Annotated in this window: 18 protein-coding genes; 8 read left to right on the top strand and 10 right to left on the bottom strand. The window is 60.7% G+C overall.

Going from position 1 to position 23,175, the window contains the following annotated elements; genetic code table 11:
* Positions 1-83: 83 nt before the first annotated feature.
* From VLA07_RS06200 to VLA07_RS06180, 5 genes are all read left to right on the top strand, one after another.
* Entirely contained in the window at positions 84-1,511 is a 1,428-nt protein-coding gene (locus VLA07_RS06200; protein WP_333988612.1) for a di-heme oxidoreductase family protein, read from the top strand.
* 26 nt (positions 1,512-1,537) lie between these two features.
* Positions 1,538-2,602, top strand: a complete 1,065-nt coding sequence (locus VLA07_RS06195) for an imelysin family protein (protein ID WP_134787218.1) — start codon at positions 1,538-1,540, stop codon at positions 2,600-2,602.
* A 14-nt stretch (positions 2,603-2,616) separates the two neighbouring features.
* Positions 2,617-3,717 (top strand): DUF1513 domain-containing protein, encoded by a 1,101-nt coding sequence (locus VLA07_RS06190; RefSeq protein ID WP_007964021.1) that lies wholly within the window; start codon positions 2,617-2,619, stop codon positions 3,715-3,717.
* 225 nt (positions 3,718-3,942) lie between these two features.
* Positions 3,943-5,091, top strand: a complete 1,149-nt coding sequence (locus VLA07_RS06185; protein ID WP_096795128.1) for an efflux RND transporter periplasmic adaptor subunit — start codon at positions 3,943-3,945, stop codon at positions 5,089-5,091.
* A 13-nt stretch (positions 5,092-5,104) separates the two neighbouring features.
* Complete coding sequence (locus tag VLA07_RS06180; RefSeq protein ID WP_097086029.1) at positions 5,105-8,131, top strand: multidrug efflux RND transporter permease subunit; 3,027 nt, start codon at positions 5,105-5,107, stop codon at positions 8,129-8,131.
* Between the two features lie 774 nt (positions 8,132-8,905).
* Here VLA07_RS06180 and VLA07_RS06175 read toward each other — a convergent pair.
* From VLA07_RS06175 to colR, 5 genes are all read right to left on the bottom strand, one after another.
* Positions 8,906-9,133 carry a hypothetical protein gene (locus tag VLA07_RS06175; protein ID WP_025111684.1) on the bottom strand — a complete coding sequence of 76 codons (228 nt, stop codon included), beginning with the start codon at positions 9,131-9,133 and terminating at the stop codon, positions 8,906-8,908.
* Between the two features lie 2 nt (positions 9,134-9,135).
* Positions 9,136-9,849: a lipopolysaccharide kinase InaA family protein gene (locus VLA07_RS06170; protein ID WP_330207968.1), complete on the bottom strand. Its 714-nt coding sequence runs from the start codon at positions 9,847-9,849 to the stop codon at positions 9,136-9,138.
* Between the two features lie 4 nt (positions 9,850-9,853).
* A complete protein-coding gene (locus VLA07_RS06165) occupies positions 9,854-10,522 on the bottom strand; it encodes a class I SAM-dependent methyltransferase (RefSeq protein WP_027612050.1) in 669 nt (222 codons plus the stop codon).
* A gap of 140 nt (positions 10,523-10,662) precedes the next feature.
* Positions 10,663-11,946, bottom strand: coding sequence for a sensor histidine kinase (locus tag VLA07_RS06160; protein ID WP_247268015.1), 1,284 nt, complete (start codon positions 11,944-11,946; stop codon positions 10,663-10,665).
* Positions 11,936-12,619: a two-component system response regulator ColR gene (gene colR / locus VLA07_RS06155; protein WP_041068401.1), complete on the bottom strand. Its 684-nt coding sequence runs from the start codon at positions 12,617-12,619 to the stop codon at positions 11,936-11,938. The genes VLA07_RS06160 and colR overlap by 11 nt, the downstream gene beginning before the upstream one ends.
* Positions 12,620-12,822: 203 nt before the next feature.
* Between colR and VLA07_RS06150 the strand changes: the two genes are divergently transcribed.
* On the top strand, positions 12,823-14,772 hold the full coding sequence (locus VLA07_RS06150; RefSeq protein WP_247268016.1) for an LTA synthase family protein: 1,950 nt from the start codon (positions 12,823-12,825) through the stop codon (positions 14,770-14,772).
* A gap of 258 nt (positions 14,773-15,030) precedes the next feature.
* On the opposite strand, the gene groL is transcribed toward VLA07_RS06150, so the two are convergent.
* The 4 genes from groL to VLA07_RS06130 form a co-directional block, all read right to left on the bottom strand.
* The gene (groL, locus tag VLA07_RS06145) at positions 15,031-16,677 is read right to left on the bottom strand and encodes a chaperonin GroEL (protein WP_039765873.1); all 1,647 of its coding nucleotides are present in this window, start codon (positions 16,675-16,677) and stop codon (positions 15,031-15,033) included.
* 51 nt (positions 16,678-16,728) lie between these two features.
* The gene (locus tag VLA07_RS06140; protein ID WP_007916610.1) at positions 16,729-17,022 is read right to left on the bottom strand and encodes a co-chaperone GroES; all 294 of its coding nucleotides are present in this window, start codon (positions 17,020-17,022) and stop codon (positions 16,729-16,731) included.
* A 258-nt stretch (positions 17,023-17,280) separates the two neighbouring features.
* Positions 17,281-17,757, bottom strand: a complete 477-nt coding sequence (locus VLA07_RS06135) for an FxsA family protein (RefSeq protein WP_096795133.1) — start codon at positions 17,755-17,757, stop codon at positions 17,281-17,283.
* Positions 17,758-17,822: 65 nt separating this feature from the next.
* Positions 17,823-18,554 (bottom strand): HugZ family pyridoxamine 5'-phosphate oxidase, encoded by a 732-nt coding sequence (locus VLA07_RS06130; protein WP_096795134.1) that lies wholly within the window; start codon positions 18,552-18,554, stop codon positions 17,823-17,825.
* A 164-nt stretch (positions 18,555-18,718) separates the two neighbouring features.
* Between VLA07_RS06130 and VLA07_RS06125 the strand changes: the two genes are divergently transcribed.
* Positions 18,719-19,477 (top strand): SDR family oxidoreductase, encoded by a 759-nt coding sequence (locus VLA07_RS06125; protein WP_333988611.1) that lies wholly within the window; start codon positions 18,719-18,721, stop codon positions 19,475-19,477.
* A 129-nt stretch (positions 19,478-19,606) separates the two neighbouring features.
* Here the strand turns inward: VLA07_RS06125 and apbC are convergent, their stop codons facing one another.
* Entirely contained in the window at positions 19,607-20,701 is a 1,095-nt protein-coding gene (gene apbC, locus VLA07_RS06120) for an iron-sulfur cluster carrier protein ApbC (protein WP_047599405.1), read from the bottom strand.
* 342 nt (positions 20,702-21,043) lie between these two features.
* On the opposite strand from apbC, the gene metG reads away from it, so the two are divergent.
* Entirely contained in the window at positions 21,044-23,095 is a 2,052-nt protein-coding gene (metG, locus tag VLA07_RS06115; RefSeq protein WP_102620754.1) for a methionine--tRNA ligase, read from the top strand.
* Positions 23,096-23,175: the final 80 nt, after the last annotated feature.

The following is a 23,175-nucleotide window of genomic DNA, read 5'->3' as shown; positions in this document are numbered from 1 at the left end:
AGCAAACGATAATTCCTCTTATTCAAACTCACTCGCCCTGTTAGACTTTGCGCCTTTGTTTTCGCCCGTCCGCAGGATGTCTGATGCCCTCGCTGCCGCTTCGCTTGTCCGCACTGTTTCTGGCCCTGGGCCTGAGTGCCTGCGATGACGCCCCGCGCTTTACCAAGGCTGAGCCGGGTGAAGCGCGTTCGGGCGGGGCGGCGACCGTGCGCAAGACCGATCAGAACGCATTCTCGCTACCTTCGGCCAATCTGCCGCCGTCGCGCCGGGTCGACTTCAGTGTCGGCAACAGCTTCTTCCGCAGTCCGTGGGTGATCGCCCCGTCAACCACCACCGCCCGCGATGGCCTCGGCCCGCTGTTCAACACCAACGCCTGCCAGAACTGCCACATCAAGGACGGTCGCGGACACCCGCCAGCGCCGGATGCGACGAACGCGGTGTCGATGCTGGTGCGCCTGTCGATCCCTGATTCGCCGGCCTATGCCAACGTCATCGAGCAACTCGGCGTGGTGCCGGAACCGGTCTACGGCGGCCAGTTCCAGGACATGGCCGTGCCCGGGGTCACGCCCGAAGGCAAGGTGCGCGTCGAGTACACCCCGGTGCCGATCCGTTTCAAGGACGGCACCGAAGTCGAGCTGCGCAAACCGGTTCTGCAATTCACTCAGTTGGGCTACGGCCCGATGCACCCGGACACGCGTTTCTCGGCCCGCGTCGCACCGCCGATGATCGGCCTCGGCCTGCTCGAAGCTATTCCCGAAGAAGCGATCCTCGCCAACGCCGCCGCGCAGGCCAAAGAGAACAACGGCATTAACGGCCGACCGAATCAGGTCTGGGATGACGCGCAGCAAAAAACTGTCATGGGTCGATTCGGCTGGAAAGCCGGACAACCGAATCTCAATCAGCAGAATGTCCACGCGTTTTCCGGAGACATGGGCCTGACCACCAGCCTGAGACCCTTCGATGACTGCACCGACGCGCAAACCGCGTGCAAGCAGGCGCCGAACGGCAATGGCCCGGACGGCGAGCCGGAAGTCAGCGACAACATCCTGCGTCTGGTGCTGTTCTACACACGCAACCTCGCAGTGCCGGCACGTCGTGGCGTCAACGACCAACAAGTGCTGGCCGGCAAGAATCTGTTCTTCCAGGCTGGCTGCCAGTCCTGCCACACACCGAAATACACCACCGCCGCCAACGCCGCCGAACCTGAACTGGCCAATCAAGTGATTCGCCCGTACAGCGACCTGCTGCTGCACGACATGGGCGACGGCCTGGCCGACAACCGCACTGAATTCCAGGCCTCCGGCCGCGACTGGCGCACCCCGCCGTTGTGGGGCATCGGTCTGACGCAGGCAGTCAGTGGCCACACTCAGTTTCTGCATGACGGCCGCGCCCGCAACCTGCTCGAAGCCGTGCTCTGGCATGGCGGCGAAGCGCAGCAGGCGCAGCAACAGGTTTTGTCTTTCAACGCCGAGCAGCGTGCTGCGCTGCTGGCGTTCTTGAACTCACTTTAAACACTTAAAAGAATCGGGAGCCCGACATGTTCCGTCCCAAGTTGTTGTTCACCAGCCTTGCCGCACTCGCCCTCGGCGCCTGTTCGCCGCAGGACCCGCAAGCAGTCACGTCGGCGGCCATCGCCAAATCGGTGATCCTGCCGACTTACACCCGCTGGGTCGAAGCCGACAAGCAACTGGCGGTCAGCGCCCTCGCCTACTGCCAAGGCAAGGAAACCCTGGAAACCGCCCGCGCCGACTTCCTGCACGCGCAGAAAGCCTGGGCCGAGCTGCAACCGCTGCTGATCGGCCCATTGGCCGAGGGCAACCGTTCGTGGCAGGTGCAGTTCTGGCCGGACAAGAAAAACCTCGTCGGCCGTCAGGTCGAGCAACTGGTGGTCGCCCAGCCGCAGATCGACGCCGCCGCTCTGGCCAAATCCAGCGTGGTGGTGCAGGGCCTGTCGGCTTACGAGTACATCCTGTTCGATGAAAAACCGGACGTCGCCAACGCTGATCAGAAGGCCAAATACTGCCCACTGCTGATCGCCATCGGCGAGCGCCAGAAGCAACTGGCCGAAGAGATTCTGCAGAGCTGGAACAACACCGACGGCATGCTCGCGCAAATGAGCAAATTCCCTAACCAACGCTACGCTGACTCCCACGAAGCAATCGCCGATCTGCTGCGTGTGCAAGTCACCGCCCTCGACACCTTGAAGAAAAAACTCGGCACGCCGATGGGCCGTCAGAGCAAAGGCGTGCCGCAACCGTTCCAGGCCGATGCGTGGCGCAGCCAGTCGTCGCTGACCGCGCTGGAAGCCAGCCTCGCTGCAGCCAAAACCGTCTGGGAAGGCGTCGACAACAAAGGCCTGCGCGGTCTGCTGCCGGCCGAGCAGAAACCGTTGGCGGACAAGATCGACGCCGCTTACGCCGCGTCGCTGAAACTGTTCGACAGCAGCCAGCGCTCGCTGACCGAAATGCTCCAGGACGACGCCGGTCGTCAACAACTCAACGATCTTTACGACAGCCTCAACGTCGTCCATCGCCTGCACGAAGGCGAACTGGCCAAGGCGCTGGGCATCCAACTGGGCTTCAACGCCAACGACGGTGACTGATGAGGGCAAGTGCCATGCTGCGACGCCAGGCTCTGACTTTAGGTAGTTTGCTGCTGGGAGCAGTGACACTGGGCGGCTGGACGCTGTTCAAGCGCAAGGATCAGAGCCCGTTGTTGCTCTCGGCGCGCGACGACACCGACGGCAAGCATTACGCCGTCGGTTATCGGCTGGACGGTACGCGGGTGTTCGCCACCGAGGTCGGCCAGCGCTGCCACGACATCATCAACCACCCGACGCTGCCGATCGCGCTGTTCGTCGCCCGCCGCCCGGGCACCGAGAGCTACCTGATCGATCTGCGCGACGGGACGTTGCTGCAAACCGTGACTTCGCAGCCGAACCGGCATTTCTACGGTCACGCCGTGGTGCACAAGGACGGCGAATACCTGTACGCCACCGAGAACGACACCACTGATCCGGGGCGTGGCCTGCTCGGGGTGTACAAGTTCGAAGGCGAGCGGCTGGTGCACAGCGGTGAGATTTCCACCCATGGCCTCGGCCCGCATCAGGTGTCGTGGATGCCCGATGGCGAAACCCTGGTGGTGGCCAACGGCGGGATCCGCACCGAGGCCGAAAGCCGCGTCGACATGAACCTCAACGCCATGGAACCGAGCCTGGTGCTGATGCAGCGCGATGGCACCCTGCTGAGCAAGGAAACCCTTGCCCAGCAGATGAACAGCGTGCGTCACTTGGGCATCGCCAGCGACGGCACCATCGTTGCCGGCCAGCAATTCATGGGCGCCTCGCATGAGCGCTCCGAGCTGTTGGCGATCAAGCGTCCGGGCCAGCCCTTCGTGGCATTTCCGGTGCCGGAGCATCAGTTGCAGTCGATGGGTCATTACACCGCCAGCGTCGCAGTGCACAGCGAACTGCGGCTGGTGGCGCTGACCGCGCCGCGCGGCAATCGCTTCTTCATCTGGGACCTGGACAGCGGCGAAGTGCGCCTCGACGCGCCGCTGCCCGATTGCGCCGGTGTTGGTGCGGTGAAGGATGGCTTCGTCGTGACCTCGGGTCAGGGCCGTTGCCGTTACTACGATTGCCGCCAGGATGAGCTGCTGGCCAAGCCGCTGGAATTGCCGGCGGGGCTCTGGGATAACCATCTGCACCTGATGGCCTGAATCAACGCTGTAACTGTGGCGAGGGAGCTTGCTCCCGCTGGGGCGCGAAGCGGACCCGCTTTTTCACTCAAAAGCATGGGACTGCTGCGCAGTCCAGCGGGAGCAAGCCCCCCCGCCACAGGGGTTTTATTCGTCCTCACTGTAATAACTGCCAGTTGGAATCCCCACCTGACTCGGAGTAATGTGCCCGCCTGTCTCACCTGATTTATCCAAGGAACTGGAAATATGCTGCGTCGCCGCATGCTGATCATGTTGGGTGTTGTCTTGCTGGTCGTCCTGGTATTGGGCGGGTACAAAGCCTTTTCGATCTACACCATGATCCAGGGCTTCTCCAAACCGAAACCGCCGATCAGCGTCGCCGTGGCCCGCGCCAGCGAACAGCCGTGGCAGATGCGTCTGCCCACCGTCGGCTCACTGAAGGCCTTGCAAGGCGTCGAGCTGAGTCTGGAAGTCGCCGGCACCGTCACCGAGCTCAAATTCGAATCCGGACAGAAGGTCAAGGCCGGGCAGCCACTGCTGCAACTCGACAGCGCGGTCGAGACCGCCCTGCTGGAAACCGCCAAGGCTGACCTGGGACTGGCGCAACTGGATTTCGGTCGTGGCAGTCAACTGGTCGATAGCCGCGCGATCTCCAAAGGCGAGTACGACCGTCTCTCCGCCGTGTTGCAAAAGAACAAGGCCACGGTCAATCAGCTCAACGCTTCGCTGGCGAAAAAACGCATCCTTGCGCCGTTCAGCGGCACCATCGGCATCCGTCAGGTGGATGTCGGCGACTACCTCGCCAGCGGCAGCAAAATCGCCACCCTGCAGGATCTGAGCAGCCTCTACGCCGATTTCTATGTGCCGGAGCAATCGGTGCCGAAACTAGCCATCGGGCAACCGGTGCAGATCGGTGTCGCAGCCTATCCTGGGCAGAACTTCCCCGGCGCCATCAGTGCGATCAACCCGATTGTCGAGAGCACCACACGCAATATTCTGGTGCGCGCGACCTTGGCCAACCCCGACGGCAAATTGCTGCCGGGGATGTTCGCCAGCCTCAACGTGTTGCTGCCCGACCCGCAGAAACACATCGTGGTACCGGAAAGCGCGATCACCTACACCCTCTACGGCAACTCGCTGTACGTGGTCGGGCAAAAGAAGGCCGAGGACGGCAGCGTCGAAAAAGACGACAAGGGCCAACCGGTACTGATCGCCGAACGTCGCTTCATCGAGACCGGTGAGCGCCGCGATGGTTTGGTGATGATCAACAAGGGCGTACAGAGCGGCGAACAAGTGGTAACTGCCGGCCAGATCAAACTGGACAACGGCGCACACATTGCCATCAGCGACGACAAGACCCTCGGCGAGCAGAACAGTCCGCCTCGCGCCGACTGATCAAGGAATCCCCATGGCCTTTACCGATCCGTTCATCCGCCGCCCGGTGCTCGCCACCGTGGTCAGCCTGCTGATTGTGCTGCTGGGTTTCCAGGCCTGGAGCAAGCTGCCGCTACGCCAGTACCCGCAAATGGAAAACGCTCTGATCACGGTGACCACCGCCTACCCCGGGGCCAACGCCGAAACCATTCAGGGTTACATCACCCAGCCGATGCAGCAGAGCCTGGCCAGCGCCGAAGGCATCGACTACATGACCTCGGTCAGCCGGCAGAACTTCTCGGTGATCTCGATCTACGCGCGCATCGGTTCCAACACCGACCGTTTGTTCACCGAACTGCTGGCCAAGGCCAACGAGGTCAAGAACAAGCTGCCACAGGACGCCGAAGACCCGGTGCTGAGCAAGGAATCGGCCGACGCCTCGGCGCTGATGTACATCAGTTTCTTCAGCAAGGACTTGAGCAACCCGCAGATCACCGACTACCTGTCGCGGGTGATCCAGCCGAAACTGGCGACCCTGCCGGGTATGGCCGAAGCGGAGATTCTCGGTAATCAGGTATTCGCCATGCGCCTGTGGCTCGACCCGGTGAAGCTCGCCGGTTTCGGCCTCAGCGCCAGCGACGTGACCAACGCGGTGCGCCAGTACAACTTCCTCTCCGCCGCTGGCGAGGTGAAGGGCGAATATGTGGTCACCAGCATCAACGCCAACACCGAACTGAAATCCGCCGAAGCCTTCGCGGCGATTCCGCTCAAGGTCAATGGCGACAGCCGCGTGCTGCTCAGCGATGTCGCGCGGGTCGAGATGGGCGCGGAAAACTACGACTCGATCAGCTCGTTCGGCGGCACGCCGTCGGTGTACATCGGCATCAAGGCCACACCGGGGGCCAACCCGCTGGACGTGATCAAGGAAGTACGCAAGCTGATGCCGGAGCTGGAAGCGCAGTTGCCGCCCAACCTCAAGAGCGAGATTGCCTACGACGCCACCCAGTTCATTCAGGCCTCGATCGACGAAGTGGTGAAAACCCTGTTTGAAGCGGTGCTGATCGTGATCGTCGTGGTGTTCCTGTTCCTCGGCGCGTTGCGCTCGGTGGTGATCCCGGTGGTGACCATCCCGCTGTCGATGATCGGCGTGATGTTCTTCATGCAGATGATGGGCTATTCGATCAACTTGCTGACCCTGCTGGCGATGGTGCTGGCCATCGGTCTGGTGGTAGATGACGCGATTGTGGTGGTGGAGAACATTCACCGACACATCGAGGAAGGCAAGACGCCGCTGGAAGCCGCACTGGAAGGTGCGCGGGAAATCGCCATGCCGGTGGTGTCGATGACCATCACCCTGGCGGCGGTGTATGCGCCGATCGGCTTCCTCACCGGGCTGACCGGGGCCTTGTTCAAGGAATTCGCCCTGACCCTGGCCGGTGCCGTGGTGATCTCCGGGATCGTCGCCCTGACCCTGTCGCCGATGATGTGCGCCCTGCTGTTGCGCCACGAAGAAAACCCCAGTGGCCTGGCGCACCGCCTCGACCGCATTTTCGACGGTCTCAAGCGCCGCTACCAGAGCATGCTCCACGGCACATTGAACACGCGGCCGGTGGTGCTGGTGTTCGCGGTGATCGTGTTGTGCCTGATCCCGGTGTTTCTCAAGTTCACCAAGTCGGAACTGGCGCCGGACGAGGATCAGGGCATCATCTTCATGATGGCCACGGCCCCCCAGCCGACCAACCTCGATTACCTGAGCACTTACACCGACGAATTCATCAAGATCTTCAAGGAGTTTCCGGAGTACTACTCCTCGTTCCAGATCAACGGCTACAACGGCGTGCAGGCGGGCATCGGTGGCTTCCTGCTCAAGCCGTGGAACGAGCGCAGCCGCACGCAGATGCAGATCCTGCCCGAGGTGCAAGGCAAACTGGCGAGTATCCCCGGCCTGCAGATTTTCGGTTTCAACCTGCCCTCCTTGCCCGGCACCGGTGAAGGTTTGCCGTTCGAATTCGTGGTCAATACCGCCAACGACTACGAATTGCTGCTGCAAGTGGCCGACCGGATCAAGAAACGTGCGATGGAGTCGGGCAAGTTCGCCTTCGTCGACCTCGACCTGGCGTTCGACAAGCCGGAAGTGGTGGTCGATATCGACCGTGCCAAAGCCGCGCAGATGGGCGTGTCGATGCAGGATCTGGGCGGCACCCTGGCGACGCTGCTGGGTGAGGCGGAAATCAACCGTTTCACCATCGAAGGCCGCAGCTACAAGGTGATTGCCCAGGTCGAGCGACCGTACCGCGAAAACCCCGGCTGGCTGAACAACTACTACGTGAAGAACACCCAGGGCGAGCTGCTGCCGCTGTCGACCCTGATCAAGGTCAGCGACCGGGCGCGACCGCGCCAGCTTAACCAGTTCCAGCAACTCAACGCGGCGAAGATTTCCGGATTCCCGTTAGTCAGCATGGGCGAGGCCATCGACACCGTGCTGCAGATCGCCCGGGAAGAAGCGCCAGCCGGGTTTGCCTTCGACTATGGCGGCGCCTCGCGCCAGTACGTGCAGGAAGGCAGCGCACTGTGGGTAACCTTCGCCCTGGCGCTGGCGATCATTTTCCTGGTGCTGGCGGCGCAGTTCGAGAGCTTCCGTGATCCGCTGGTGATTCTGGTGACGGTGCCGCTGTCGATCTGTGGTGCGTTGATTCCGCTGTTCCTTGGCTGGTCGAGCATGAACATCTACACCCAGGTCGGACTGGTGACCCTGATCGGGCTGATCAGCAAGCACGGGATCCTGATCGTCGAGTTCGCCAACCAGCTGCGCAAGGACAAGGGCCTGACCGCGCGCGAAGCGGTCGAGGAAGCGGCGGCAATCCGCTTGCGCCCGGTGTTGATGACCACGGCGGCGATGGTGTTCGGCATGGTGCCGTTGATTCTGGCGACCGGTGCGGGCGCCGTGAGCCGGTTTGATATCGGCACCGTGATTGCAACGGGGATGTCGATCGGGACGTTGTTTACGCTGTTTGTGCTGCCGTGCATCTACACCCTATTGGCGAAACCCGATCCGAAATAACAGCGATTTACCTTTGTGGGAGCGGGCTTGCTCGCGAAAGCGCCAGGTCAGTCAACAGCAATGCTGAATGTGCCGGCCCCTTCGTGAGCAAGCCCACTCCCACCCTTGATCGCGGCAAGCCCCCCAATCCTTCATCCACCACAGTCCCTGTGGGAGCGGGCATGCGCGCGAAAGCGTCAGGTTAGTCAACAGCAATGCGGAAGGTGCCGGCCCCTTCGTGAGCCAGCCCACTCCCACCCTTGAGCGCGGCAAGCCCCCCAGTCCTTCATCCACCACAGTTCCTGTGGGAGCGGGCATGCGCGCGAAAGCGTCAGGTTAGTCAACAGCAATGCGGAAGGTGCCGGCCCCTTCGTGAGCCAGCCCACTCCCACCCTTAGTCGCGGCCAGCCCCCCCAATCCTTCATCCACCACAGTCCCCTGTGGGAGCGGGCTTGCTCGCGAAAGCGTCAGGTCAGTCAGCAGCAATGCTGAATGTGCCGGCCCCTTCGTGAGCAAGCCCACTCCCACCCTTGATCGCGGCCAGCCCCCCAAAAATCCTTCATCCACCACAGTCCCCTGTGGCAGCGGGCTTGCTCGCGAAAGCGTCAGGTCAGTCAACAGCAGTGCTGAATGTGCCGGCCCCTTCGTGAGCAAGCCCACTCCCATCCTTGATCGCAACCAGCCACAAACCTGCCATCCATCGCCGATCCCACAGGTGAATGGTGTGATCCCTGGAACACGCGCAATAAAAAAGGCCTCGCATCTGCGAGGCCTTTCATTTTGGCTTCAATCGGTTCAACTCTGTGGCCTCATCCCTTGAGAAAGTCCGAACATGAACAACAACAGATCATGGTCAGGTTTAGTCGCCACGGAGGCTTTCGCCACCCGTGGTACTGCGCAGTGAGCATCGCCTGTGGTAGCACCGATCACCTGCATGCGGGGCTGCTCCCAGGCCGCCACCGCCAATGAAGCAACTGCCAAGGCTCCAACCAAAAACAAACCTCGTGCAATTTCGAGTTTCATCGCTATAAACCTTTGATAGCGCTGCCAAACGCCGTCTCATAAAAGTAGACGAGTTTTTTCCAGTCCGTGTCGCTGAACGACGAATGGCGACGCAATTGCTTCATGTCATGGGAGGCCGCGCGATAAGCGGTCAGACGCTGACGGCATTTCTCCAGATCGATCAATGCCACTTCGACCTGAGCCGAATCACCTTCGCCGGTCACCCGTACAAAAACGTGTTTGATGTAGATACAGCTGTGCTGCCAACGGCCCTTGTGCATGCGCGCGAGGTTTTCGGCCAGGTCTTTGAGGACGCGCTCGTAAACCGCTTCGCCATATTGGGCACGGCCACCGGCGGCTTCCCACTTCTCGAGTTCGTCGAAACCGTCCAGCGACTTGGTCACCAGCAGCGCACGCCACTTGTGTTGCGGATCGGGCTGCGCACCGCAGAAGACGATTTGCGGGACGCGTACGCCGAGGCGGCTGACACCGGTCAGGGCATCCAGCTCTCGCAAGACTGTCGGCCGGCCGAAAGGATGCAGCCAACTGCGATAGATATGTCCGGTCTGGCGCTTGGCATACAGTAACTGGCCGTCACGGCCCACGACTCGTTGCACACCACTTTCCCCGCCACGGCGCACGTTGGGTTCTTCCACCCATTCACCGCGCTGGTTCCAGTAGTAGTCGAAGCGATCCTGGGGAGCGACTTCCGTTTCTGCTGCTGTTTGCACCGCCATCCTGTTACCTCTTGCGTAATACGTAAACCCGCCACATGGCATAGAGCGGAATGAAGTCCAGTTGTTCCTGAATGCGAAAACCTGCGTCTTCGAACTCTTTTTCTACTGTCACAGCCGGTAACACAAACCGGTTTTGGTAACCTTCCTGCCCACGGCGCTGTTCAGCGCGTTTGCGTTTCCAGGCCTTGAAATTACCGTCCACCCACAACGAAATGATTACGCTGTCACGGGTGACACGCTCGAATTCGCGCAAAATCGTCCGCCGATGTTCGGCTTCACCGATGTGATGCAGCAAACGCATGCAGAAAATGCTGTCGACGGCGTTATCCGGCAAGGCAATATCGAACGCTGACGTGTGCAAAGGTTGTACCCGTTTCACCACGTCAGCCGGCTGCGCCTGCATCGCGGTCTTGATCATAGACTCGGAATTGTCCGCGCCAATGATCACCCGATTGGGTTTTTCCGCCAGCAACGGCCAGAAACGCCCTGCACCACACGGCAGATCCAGAACCAGCCCCGGCTCGCCCGCCAGTGTCAGTGCCTTGCGGGCCAGTTGCTCGTCCCGCCAATGTGACAACCGACGACCGAGACCGTCCTGGTGCTTGCGCAAATATTTTTGTGCATGCTGGTCATCATACTTTTCGGAAAAATCGAGCTTGATCGGACTGCTCATTTCAGGACTCCTGAATAACTGATGCCCCTACCATAGGTAGTGGCATGTCAGCGTCAGGTCGTCCCTTTGTGAAAATTACGTCAGGTAAACCGGCAAACTATTACAGGGTTTTACAGGGAGAAAGCAATAGCGCGGGGCCATCAGCGACCGTCAGCACGGCCCAGCGTCACCTCAAAGCGGCAGCCATTGGGCTGCATGGTGCTCAATGTCACCTCCCAGCCCTGGTTTTCACAGATCCGCTGCACCAGCGACAAGCCCAGGCCCAGGCCTTCGCCGCGCTTCTCATTGCCGCGCACGAAGGGCTGGAACATGGCCTCGCGTTTTTCCTCGGGAATGCCGACGCCCGAGTCCTCGACGACGAATCCATTGTCGTTGAGCGTCAGGCGGATGAATCCGTGCTCGGTGTAGTGGCAGGCGTTGCGCAACAAATTGCCCATGACCGCGCTGAGCAGAGTCGCGTTGAAGCGAGTGTCCGGCGGATTGCCCGGCTCGAACATCAGCCGCAGCCCTTTCGATTCGATCGGTTCACGCCAGATACTCAACAAGCCATCGGCCACCTGACTGATGTTCTGCTGCGGCGCCGAACCGGCGTCTTCACGCTGGGCGCGGGCGAGCATCAGAAAGGTCTGCACCAGTTCACGCATTTCTTCGCTGGCGCGGGCGATGCGCTCGACCTGGGCACGACCGCGTTGATCCAGCCCCGGATTTTCCAGCAGCAGTTCACAGGAACTCGCCAGCACCATTAACGGTGTGCGCAGCTCGTGGCTGACGTCACTGGTGAACAGCCGCTCCCGAGTCAGTGCCTGACGCAGGCGCCCCAGCGTGGCATCGAACGCCACCGCCAGTTCGCCGACTTCGTCAGCCGCATAGTCCGGCGCCAGTGGCGGCGCCAGACCGAGCAACTGATCGCGATGCCGTACTTGCCGTGCCAGGCGCACCACCGGCGCCATGACCTTGCGCGCCAGCACCCAGCCGAGGAATACCGCCAGCGCCAGACTGAGCACAAAGCCCACCAGCACCACGGCGAACAGCACGCGTTCACGTTCTTCGAAATCGCTTTGATCCTGCAGCAGCACGTAGCGGCGACCGTCGACGATCTCGACCATCGCGTGATACGACAGCTGCTCGCGGAACACTTCGTGGAACCCCGCATCGAGGTGACGCAGATCCTTGGGCAGCTCGAAATCACCCGGTCCGCCGCTGAAATAGAACAACTGGTCCGGTTCCGGGCGATGGCTCCAGTCCGAGACGTTGTCCATCAGCAGCAGACGCTGCAGGTCGCCGCCCAGCCCCGCCGAAATCAGTTTCTCCTCCACCAGGTGCACGGTCGCCACGATGCCCATGGCGAAGGCCCCGGCCACCAGCGCACTCATCAGCGCAAAGGCGATGATGATCCGCTGGGAAAGGCTTTGCTTAAACTCCATCACGCCCCTCGGCCAGGCGGTAACCCACGCCGTGCACGGTTTGCAGCAACGGTTTGGCAAATGGCTTGTCGATCACCTGACGCAATTGGTGGACGTGGCTGCGCAGGCTGTCGCTGTCCGGGCAGTCATCGCCCCACAGCGCTTCTTCGAGAATTTCCCGGCGCAGGACATGCGGGCTCTTCTGCATCAAGACCGCCAGCAGCTTGAGGCCGACCGGGTTGAGTTTGAGCAACTTGCCCTCGCGGGTCACTTCCAGCGTGTCGAGGTCATAGGACAGGTCGCCGACCTGCAGCGCACGGCGGCCGCCACCCTGAGTCCGGCGCATGACCGCCTCGACCCGCGCCGCCAGCTCGGACAGGGCAAACGGTTTGACCAGGTAATCATCAGCCCCGGACTTGAAGCCCTGCAGACGGTCGTCCAGTTGATCGCGGGCGGTGAGCATGATCACCGGCGTATCGCGCCGGGCATCTTCACGCAGGCGCTTGCACAGGGTGTAGCCGTCGATCCCCGGCAGCATGATATCGAGCACGATCAGGTCGTAATGCTCGGTGGCAGCCAGATGCAGGCCCGACAAGCCGTCCTGGGCACAATCGACGGTATAGCCTTTGAGCCCCAGGTAATCGGCCAGGTTGGCCAGGATATCGCGGTTGTCTTCGACCAATAGAATTCGCATTGGCATCTCCTCCGTACACAGTGACGGCCGTCATGGCCCGCGCAGCTTAAGGCCAACGCCGGTTCAGGGCTAGGGCCGACAGGCGTGCAAATCAATTTGCCCAGGCAAATTAAATGTTTAACAAAGTTTTCACTATCGATTCACAACCTGACTACAGTGACGCCGCGAAACTCGCGCGCCATTGATATAAGGAAAACTAGACAATGGACCCTCTCAAGACCGCGCCCGTGCGCTTTCTGCTGCTCATCACCGGCGCCTGGCTGGTCATCTTTCTTCTGACTCGAGCGGTACTGCTGCTGACTCACCTGGATGAGGCCGGCGGCTTCGCCCTGTCGGTGTTCGGCATCGGCGCGCTGTACGACCTGGGTTTCCTGGCCTATGCGGCATTGCCGATGGGCTTGTACCTGCTGCTCTGCCCGCCAGGCCTGTGGCGGCGTCGTGGACATCGCGGGTTTCTGCGCGCCCTGCTGACCATCAGCCTGTTCGCCATGCTGTTCGTGGCGGTGGCTGAATGGCTGTTCTGGGACGAGTTCGGCGTGCGCTTCAACTTCATCGCCGTCGATTACCTGGTGTACTCGGACGAAGTGCTGAACAACGTCCTCGAGTCGTACCCGATCGGCAAGCTGCTGAGCCTCCTCGCCGTGCTGGCCGTGGTGATCAGCTTTGCCTTGGGCAAGCCGTTCAATGCTGCCATGAATGCCCCGCTGCCAGCGCTGCGCGGACGTCTGCTCAGTGCTCTGGGCTTGTTGATCGTCGCGGGCCTCAGCCTGCAACTGCTCAGCCAGGACGCCCCGCGTGCCCAGGGCGGCAACGCCTACCAGAACGAACTGGCCAGCAACGGCCCGTATCAGTTCTTCGCCGCGTTCCGTAACAATGAACTGGACTACACCCAGTTCTACAAGAGCCTGCCGGCGGAAAAAGTCGCCAGCCAGATCCGCGCCGAGCTGAGCGAAAGCGACGCGCGTTTCATCGGCAAGGATCCCCAGGACATCCGCCGGGTGATCGACAACCCGGGCACCCCGCGCAAGCCGAACATTGTGCTGGTGACCATCGAAAGCCTGAGCGCCAAGTACCTGGGCAGCAATGGCGACGGTCGCAACCTGACGCCAAACCTCGACGCGTTGCGCAAGCAGAGCCTGTACTTCAATAACTTCTACGCCACCGGCACCCGCACCGATCGCGGTCTGGAAGCGATCACCCTGGCCATCCCGCCGACGCCGGGCCGCTCGATCGTCAAACGCATCGGCCGTGAAAGCGGTTTCGCCAGCCTTGGCCAGCAACTGAGCGCGGTGGGTTACGACAGCGTGTTCGTCTACGGCGGCCGCGGCTACTTCGACAACATGAACGCGTTCTTCAGCGGCAACGGCTATCGTGTCGTCGACCAAAGCAGCGTCGATGAAGCCGAGATCCACTTCAAGAACGCCTGGGGCATGGCCGACGAAGATCTGTATCGTCAGACCCTGAAACTGGCGGATGCCGACTACGCCAAACAGCAGCCGTTTCTGCTGCAACTGATGACCACCTCCAACCATCGCCCTTACACCTACCCCGACAACCGGATCGACATCAAATCCGGCAACGGCCGTGATGGTGCGGTGAAGTATACCGACTATGCGATTGGTCAGTTCCTGGAGCAGGCGCGGCAAAAGCCGTGGTTCGACAATACGATCTTCATCTTCGTCGCCGACCACACCGCGGGCAGCGCCGGTAAAGAAGACTTGCCGATCGCCAACTATCAGATCCCGCTGTTCATCTACGCGCCGAAAATGATCGAAGCCCGCGAAAGCGCGCAACTGGCCAGTCAGATCGATCTGGCGCCGACACTGCTGGGCTTGCTCAACCTGGATTACACCTCGACGTTCTTCGGTCGCAACCTGTTGCAGGACAACCCGCTGCCACCGCGCGTGGTGGTCGGCAACTATCAGCACCTGGGTCTGTTCGATGGCAAGGATCTGGCGATCCTCAGCCCGCGCCAGGGCTTGCGCCGGCATGACGATGCGTTGACCGAGAGCCGTGAATCGCGAGTTACCAGCGACGATCCGCTGGTCAGTCGGGCCATTGCGTATTACCAGGCGGCCAGTTATGGCTTCAAACAGCAGTTGTTGAGCTGGAAGCCGGCGAAGGACAGCACTGTCCAGGTCAGCGAACAGTAACCGTCAATAGAAACGCCCCGGGCTGATGCACCGGGGCTTTTTTTTGCGCAACCGGTTATCACAGGAAATCCAGATCCCAATGTGGGAGCGAGCCTGCTCGCGAATGCTGTGCATGCGTCACAGCGGTAGTGACGGGGTGATTGCTTTCGCGAGCAGGCTCGCTCCCACAGGGGACGGTGTGAAGCCTGGAGTCCGGGCAATAAAAAACCCCGCCTGCTCATCGCAGGCGGGGTTTTTCGTTACAGGGGTAAGGCTGGCTTACATCATGCCGCCCATGCCACCCATGCCGCCCATGTCTGGCATACCGCCGCCAGCTGCACCTTCTTTCTTCGGTGCATCAGCAACAGCCGCTTCGGTGGTCAGGATCAGACCGCCGATCGAGGCTGCAGCTTGCAGAGCGGAACGGGTTACCTTGGTTGGGTCCAGGATGCCCATTTCGATCATGTCGCCGTATTCGCCCGAAGCAGCGTTGTAACCGAAGTTACCTTTGCCGTTCTTCACTTCGTTGACGACTACGCTTGGCTCGTCACCGGAGTTGGCAGCGATCTGGCGCAGCGGCGCTTCAACAGCGCGACGCAGCACAGCAATACCAACGTTCTGGTCAGCGTTGTCGCCGGTCAGTTCGGTCAGGGCTTCCAGAGCACGGATCAGCGCAACGCCACCGCCAGGTACCACGCCTTCTTCAACGGCTGCACGGGTTGCGTGCAGGGCGTCTTCAACGCGGGCCTTCTTCTCTTTCATTTCAACTTCGGAACCAGCGCCAACCTTGATCACTGCAACGCCGCCGGACAGCTTGGCCAGACGCTCTTGCAGTTTTTCACGGTCGTAGTCCGAGGAAGTTTCGGCAACCTGGGCGCGGATCTGAGCGATACGGGCTTCGATGTCGCCTTGTACGCCAGCACCGTCAACGATGATGGTGTTTTCCTTGGACAGGGTCACGCGCTTGGCGTTACCCAGGTGCTCCAGGGTGGTGCTTTCCAGGCTCAGGCCGATCTCTTCGGAGATCACGGTACCGCCGGTCAGAACGGCGATGTCCTGCAGCATGGCCTTGCGACGGTCGCCGAAGCCTGGAGCCTTGACGGCTGCAACCTTGACGATGCCACGCATGTTGTTCACGACCAGAGTCGCCAGGGCTTCGCCTTCAACGTCTTCGGCAACGATCAGCAGTGGACGGCCGGCTTTGGCAACGGCTTCCAGCACTGGCAGCATTTCGCGGATGTTCGAGATCTTTTTGTCGACCAGCAGGATCAGCGGGCCGTCGAGCTCGGCAACCATGGTGTCCGGCTTGTTGACGAAGTACGGGGACAGGTAGCCACGGTCGAACTGCATGCCTTCTACAACCGACAGTTCGTTTTCCAGGCCCGAGCCTTCTTCAACGGTGATCACGCCTTCTTTACCGACTTTTTCCATGGCTTCGGCAATGATGTCGCCGATGGAGTTGTCGGAGTTGGCAGAGATGGTGCCAACCTGAGCGATAGCCTTGGTGTCAGCGCATGGCTTGGACAGGGCTTTCAGCTCTTTGACGATGGCGATGGTCGCCTTGTCGATACCGCGCTTCAGGTCCATCGGGTTCATGCCGGCAGCGACGGCTTTCAGACCTTCGTTGACGATCGACTGAGCCAGAACGGTCGCAGTGGTAGTACCGTCACCAGCATCATCGTTGGCACGGGAGGCAACGTCTTTGACCAGCTGCGCGCCCATGTTTTCGAAGCGATCTTCGAGTTCGATTTCCTTGGCGACGGAAACGCCGTCCTTGGTGATGGTCGGAGCGCCGAAGCTCTTCTCGAGAATCACGTTACGGCCTTTCGGGCCCAGGGTCGCTTTTACCGCGTCAGCCAGAACGTTGACGCCTTTGAGCATCTTGGAGCGAGCGGCATCGCCGAACTTAACTTCTTTAGCAGCCATGATCGATATTCCTTAAATACTTTGTAGTAACGGGAAAATGAACGGGGGGTATCAGCCTTCGATAACAGCGAGGATTTCGTTCTCGCTCATTACCAGCAGGTCTTCGCCGTCGACTTTCACAGTGTTGCTGCCGGAGTAAGGACCGAACACAACCTTGTCGCCTTCCTTCACGGACAGTGCACGCACTTCACCGTTTTCCAGAGCCTTGCCCGGGCCTACAGCGAGAATCACACCGTGGTTGGCTTTTTCAGCAGCCGAACCTGGCAGGACGATACCGCCAGCGGTTTTCTTTTCTTCTTCGCTGCGACGGATGACGACGCGGTCATGCAGAGGACGAAGCTTCATTGTCGATCTCTCCTAATTGTGGTTTTCATCGGCCGGTGTAGTCCCGGCGGGTTTAACAAATCCGGCCTGCGCCGGTTGCGGTTCGTCGAGCAAACCGCGGAAGTCTGTCCGGCTTGAATGCCGGAAACCTTTCGGTGACCGATACATAAGGGCGCATAAGCTTATTACAAGGGCGGGGGCAGAAAATTTTTCATCAATTGCCCCTTGAATGCCGCGCATAAACAAACGGCACCCGAAGGTGCCGTGTCGAAGCAGGGGTTACTTGCTGTCGCGATGTTCGAACTCGCCTTCGATCACATCACCCTCGCGGCCCAGAGGCTGACGCGGTGCAGGACCGCCACGGGGTTGCAGGTCGTCGGCGAAGGCCCGCTGACGAATTGCCTGTTCTTCGGCGCGCTGGCGCATCTTGTTCGCCAGCAGGCGACGGGTAAACGGCAGCAGCATCACCAGACCGACCACGTCGCTGATGAAGCCCGGCAGGATCAACAGGCCACCGGCCAAGGCTAGCATCAAGCCTTCAAGCATGGTCTGTGCGGGCAACTCACCGCGATTCAGGCTTTCACGGGCACGCAGTGCCGTGGCCAGACCGGCGACGCGCAGTACGAACACACCGAACATCGAGCCGAGAATGATCAGCAGCAGGGCCGGGAAAAACCCGATCGCCCCTGCCACTTTGACGAATACGAACAGCTCCAGCACCGGAAACAGCAGAAAGAGCAACAAAAAAGGGCGCATCAAAGATTCCTCAACGCAAGAAATGCCTTGCAGTAAGCCTTAGATGACGTCGCCCTTTCGTGAATTCAAGCGTCAGCCACCGCATTTTTTGGCCAGACCTCGGCGTGAGCCAGAGAAACCAAGGCTTCGCGCACTTGTATCGGCGTATGACAAGGCGCTGGAAACGGCAGCCAATACAGTGCCTGACCGATACGCAAGTGCATGCCTTCGCTGTCGATTCCGGCCAGTTGCGCCGGTACGGTTTTCGGCAACCCGCTGAGCTCCACGTAGTGGGCGATGGCTTTGGCGTGATCGCTGTTCATGTGCTCGACCATGCTGATTTCCGCCTTGCCGGCAAACGGGTTGGCCAGGGTTACTTGATCGACCCAGTGAATCGCACCGAAACCACCGATGTAGCGGTGACGCACCGGGTTGAGCACCCAGAAATCAAAGTCGTGGGCCTTGTGGTAGTTCTGCGAGTCGGGGAAATACCGGTAATAACGCTCGGCGGCGGCCTCGATGGCCGCCGGGTCTTCGAGCTTCTGCGCTTCGGCCAGATAGGTCAGGCGACCAACGGCCTGCACGTCGTCGGCTTCGCGCTCACCTACCAGCAGCGAACATTTCGGATCTTTCTGCAGGTTGTGGGTGTGCTGGGCGATGCGGCTGATCAGGATCAGCGGGCGGCCCTGCTCATCCAGGCAATACGGCACCACTGAGCCAAACGGGAAACCGGGCATCGATTTGGAGTGGGTGGACAATACGCCACGGTATTCCTTGAGAAGCAATTCTCGGGCATTCTTGGCCGCTTCAACGCTCAATTTATGACTCCTTAAATAGAATCCGTCGAAAAAACGGACAGGCGCCTGGGGATAAGTCCCGGTCACGCCATCGGGCAATGCTCATGTGCAATCCGGCCATAACCGGTACGGATCGAGCGTCGCCAATAACAAAAACCACTCAGACCGGCTATCGGGGCATGCGAATGCAACTCAACGACAAAGTAATCATTATCACCGGCGGTTGCCAGGGTTTGGGCCGTTCCATGGCCGAGTATTTCGCCGGCAAAGGCGCGAAGCTGGCCTTGGTGGATCTCAATCAGGAAAAACTCGACGACGCGGTGGCCGCCTGCAAGGCCAAGGGCGTGGAGGCGCGCAGTTATCTGTGCAACGTGGCCAATGAAGAACAGGTCGAGCACATGGTCGCGCAGGTTGCCGAAGATTTCGGCGCGATCCATGGCCTGATCAACAACGCCGGGATCCTGCGGGATGGTCTGCTGCTCAAGGTCAAGGACGGCGAAATGACCAAGATGAGTCTGGCCCAGTGGCAGGCGGTAATCGACGTCAACCTGACCGGCGTGTTCCTGTGCACCCGTGAAGTGGCGGCGAAAATGGTCGAGCTGAAGAACGGCGGCGCGATCATCAACATTTCTTCGATCTCCCGAGCCGGTAACGTCGGCCAGACCAACTACTCTGCCGCCAAGGCTGGCGTGGCCGCAGCCACTGTGACCTGGGCCAAGGAGCTGGCGCGCTACGGCATTCGCGTGGCGGGCATTGCGCCGGGCTTCATCGAAACCGAGATGACCCTGGGCATGAAGCCGGAAGCGTTGGAGAAGATGACTTCGGGGATTCCGCTCAAGCGCATGGGCAAGCCGGAAGAGATCGCCCATTCGGCGGCGTACATCTTCGAGAACGACTACTACACCGGGCGGATTCTGGAGATGGATGGCGGCTTGCGGATCTGACTGCCAACACAGAAACCTATGTGGGAGCGAGCCTGCTCGCGAAAGCGGTGGATCAAACAACTCATCGGTTGAATGACACGCCGTATTCGCGAGCAGGCTCACTCCCACATTAGATTGTGTTTCTACTTATCAATCGTCGCTGATGCTGATATTAGGCATCGCCGGCGTCGCCGCTTCCTGCAACACAATGCGCGCGCCGACGTGGCGGGCCAGTTCCTGATAGACCATGGCAATCTGGCTGTCCGGTTCGGCGATCACCGTTGGCTTGCCGCCATCGGCCTGCTCGCGGATCAGCATCGACAGCGGCAGCGAGGCCAGCAGTTCGACGCCATATTGGGTCGCCAGCTTTTCGCCACCGCCCTCACCGAACAGATGTTCGGCATGTCCGCAGTTCGAGCAGATGTGCACCGCCATGTTTTCCACCACGCCCAGCACCGGAATGTTGACCTTGCGGAACATTTCCACGCCTTTGCGCGCGTCCAGCAACGCCAGATCCTGCGGGGTAGTGACGATCACCGCACCGGCCACCGGGACTTTCTGCGCCAGGGTCAACTGGATGTCACCGGTACCTGGCGGCATGTCGATGACCAGATAATCCAGGTCACCCCACGCGGTTTGCGTAACCAGTTGCAGCAGTGCGCCGGAGACCATCGGCCCGCGCCAGACCATCGGCGTGTTGTCGTCGGTCAGGAACGCCATCGACATGACTTCGACACCGTGGGCCTTGAGCGGCACGAACCACTTCTGATCCTTGACCTCGGGGCGGGTGCGCTCGGGGATGCCGAACATGATGCCCTGGCTCGGGCCATAGATGTCGGCGTCGAGAATCCCCACCTTGGCGCCTTCACGGGCCAGCGCCAGCGCGAGGTTGGCCGCCGTGGTCGACTTGCCCACACCGCCCTTGCCCGAAGCCACGGCGACCACGTTCTTGACGTTGGCCAGCCCCGGGATCTGCGCCTGGGCCTTGTGCGCGGCGATCACGCTGTTGACCTCGACCCTGGCGATCGTCACCCCATCAAGATTTTCGATGGCCAGCTGCAGCAACTGTGCCCAGCCGCTCTTGAACAGACCGGCGGCGTAGCCGATTTCCAGCTGCACATTGACGCGATCACCGACGATCTCGATGTGCTTCACGCAACCGGCGCTGACCGGATCCTGATTCAGGTAGGGGTCGGTGTATTGGCTGAGGACGGCTTCCACCGCTGCGCGAGTGACGGCACTCATGGGCAACTCCGATAACAAGACTGGGAAAAGATGGCGGGTATCGTACCCCGCAGATTGATTTGTGGTCAGGCGATTTATGCTTTGACTCGACTTTGTGGCGAGGGAGCTTGCTCCCGCTCGACTGCGCAGCAGGCGCAATCAGGCTTAGCAGGTCTATCCGACATTACCGGGATGGGGCGGCTTCGCCACCCAGCGGGAGCAAGCTCCCTCGCCACAATGTATTGCGGTCAGTCCATCCGGTTATTGCAGTGGCCGCATCCGGAAACAGGTGCACAGGGTGAAAAATATGCGCCAGCGCTTTATAGTGGCCGACCTCCGTTTCATCAAGTAGCGAAGCCCCACATGTCCGAACCACGCAAGATCCTCGTCACCAGCGCCCTGCCCTACGCCAACGGTTCGATTCACCTTGGCCATATGCTGGAATACATCCAGACCGATATGTGGGTGCGCTTCCAGAAGCATCGCGGCAATCAATGCATCTATGTCTGCGCCGACGACGCCCACGGTTCGGCGATCATGCTGCGCGCGGAAAAGGAAGGCATCACCCCGGAACAACTGATCGCCAACGTACAGGCTGAACACAGCGCCGACTTTGCCGAGTTCCTGGTCGATTTCGACAACTTCCACTCCACTCACGCCGAAGAAAACCGTGAGCTGTCGAGTCAGATCTACCTGAAGCTGCGCGACGCAGGGCACATTGCCCAGCGCTCGATCACTCAGTATTTCGACCCGGAAAAGAAAATGTTCCTGGCCGACCGCTTCATCAAGGGCACGTGCCCGAAATGCGGCACCGAAGACCAGTACGGTGACAACTGCGAAAAATGCGGTGCGACCTACGCTCCGACCGATCTGAAGGATCCGAAGTCGGCGATCTCCGGCGCCACCCCGGTGCTCAAGGATTCCCAGCATTTCTTCTTCAAACTGCCAGACTTCCAGCAGATGCTGCAGACCTGGACCCGCAGCGGCACCCTGCAGGACGCCGTGGCCAACAAGATCGCCGAGTGGCTGGACGCCGGCCTGCAACAGTGGGACATCTCCCGCGATGCGCCGTACTTCGGTTTCGAGATCCCGGGCGAACCAGGCAAGTATTTCTACGTGTGGCTGGACGCGCCGATCGGCTACATGGCCAGCTTCAAGAACCTGTGCAACCGCACGCCGGAGCTGGACTTCGACGCGTTCTGGGGCAAGGACTCCACCGCCGAGCTGTACCACTTCATCGGCAAGGACATCGTCAACTTCCACGCCCTGTTCTGGCCGGCGATGCTTGAAGGCGCGGGTTTCCGCAAGCCGACGGGGATCAACGTGCACGGCTACCTGACCGTCAACGGCCAGAAGATGTCCAAGTCCCGCGGTACCTTCATCAAGGCCCGGACCTACCTGGATCACCTGTCGCCGGAATACCTGCGCTACTACTACGCGGCCAAACTGGGCCGTGGCGTGGACGACCTCGACCTGAACCTCGAAGACTTCGTGCAGAAGGTCAACTCCGACCTGGTCGGCAAAGTGGTCAACATCGCCAGCCGTTGCGCCGGTTTCATCCAGAAGGGCAACGCCGGCCTGCTGGTGGACAACAACGCCGCACCGGAACTGACCGACGCATTCCTCGCCGCTGCACCGAGCATCGCCGACGCCTATGAAGCCCGCGACTTCGCCCGTGCCATGCGCGAAACCATGGCCTTGGCCGACCGCGCCAACGCCTGGATCGCCGACAAGGCACCGTGGTCGCTGAACAAGCAGGAAGGCAAGCAGGATGAAGTCCAGGCGGTCTGCGCCACGGCGATCAACCTGTTCCGTCAGTTGGTGATCTTCCTCAAGCCGGTGTTGCCAGTGCTGGCCGCCGATGCCGAGGCGTTCCTCAACGTCGCCCCGCTGACCTGGAACGACCACACCACGCTGCTGGCCAACCACCAGTTGAACGAATTCAAACCGTTGATGACCCGCATCGACCCGGTAAAAGTGCAAGCCATGACCGACGCCTCGAAAGAAGACCTGACCGCCAGCCAGACCGACACCGGCGCCGCCGCGCCTGCCGGCAATGGCGAACTGGCCAAGGATCCGCTGTCGCCGGAAATCGACTTCGACACCTTCGCCGCCGTCGACCTGCGCGTCGCACTGATCGTCAAGGCCGAACACGTTGAAGGGGCGGACAAGCTGCTGCGTCTGACCCTCGACATCGGTGACGAGCAACGCAACGTGTTCTCGGGAATCAAGAGCGCCTATCCGGATCCGTCGAAACTCGACGGTCGCCTGACCATGATGATCGCCAACCTCAAGCCACGGAAAATGAAGTTCGGCATCTCCGAAGGCATGGTGATGGCGGCCGGCCCTGGCGGTGAAGAAATCTACCTGCTGAGCCCGGACAGCGGCGCCAAGCCGGGTCAGCGCATCAAGTAAGACCCAGCGCTGAAACGATCCCACAGGCATGTTCTGCAGGCCTGTGGGATTTTTCATATCTGGCCCACCCATCGCGGGTG

Source organism: Pseudomonas sp. S3(2024), assembly GCF_036861315.1.
Lineage (GTDB): Bacteria > Pseudomonadota > Gammaproteobacteria > Pseudomonadales > Pseudomonadaceae > Aquipseudomonas > Aquipseudomonas putida_A.
Note: the sequence above shows the minus strand (reverse complement) of the source record. Positions and strands in the feature narration are given on the sequence as shown.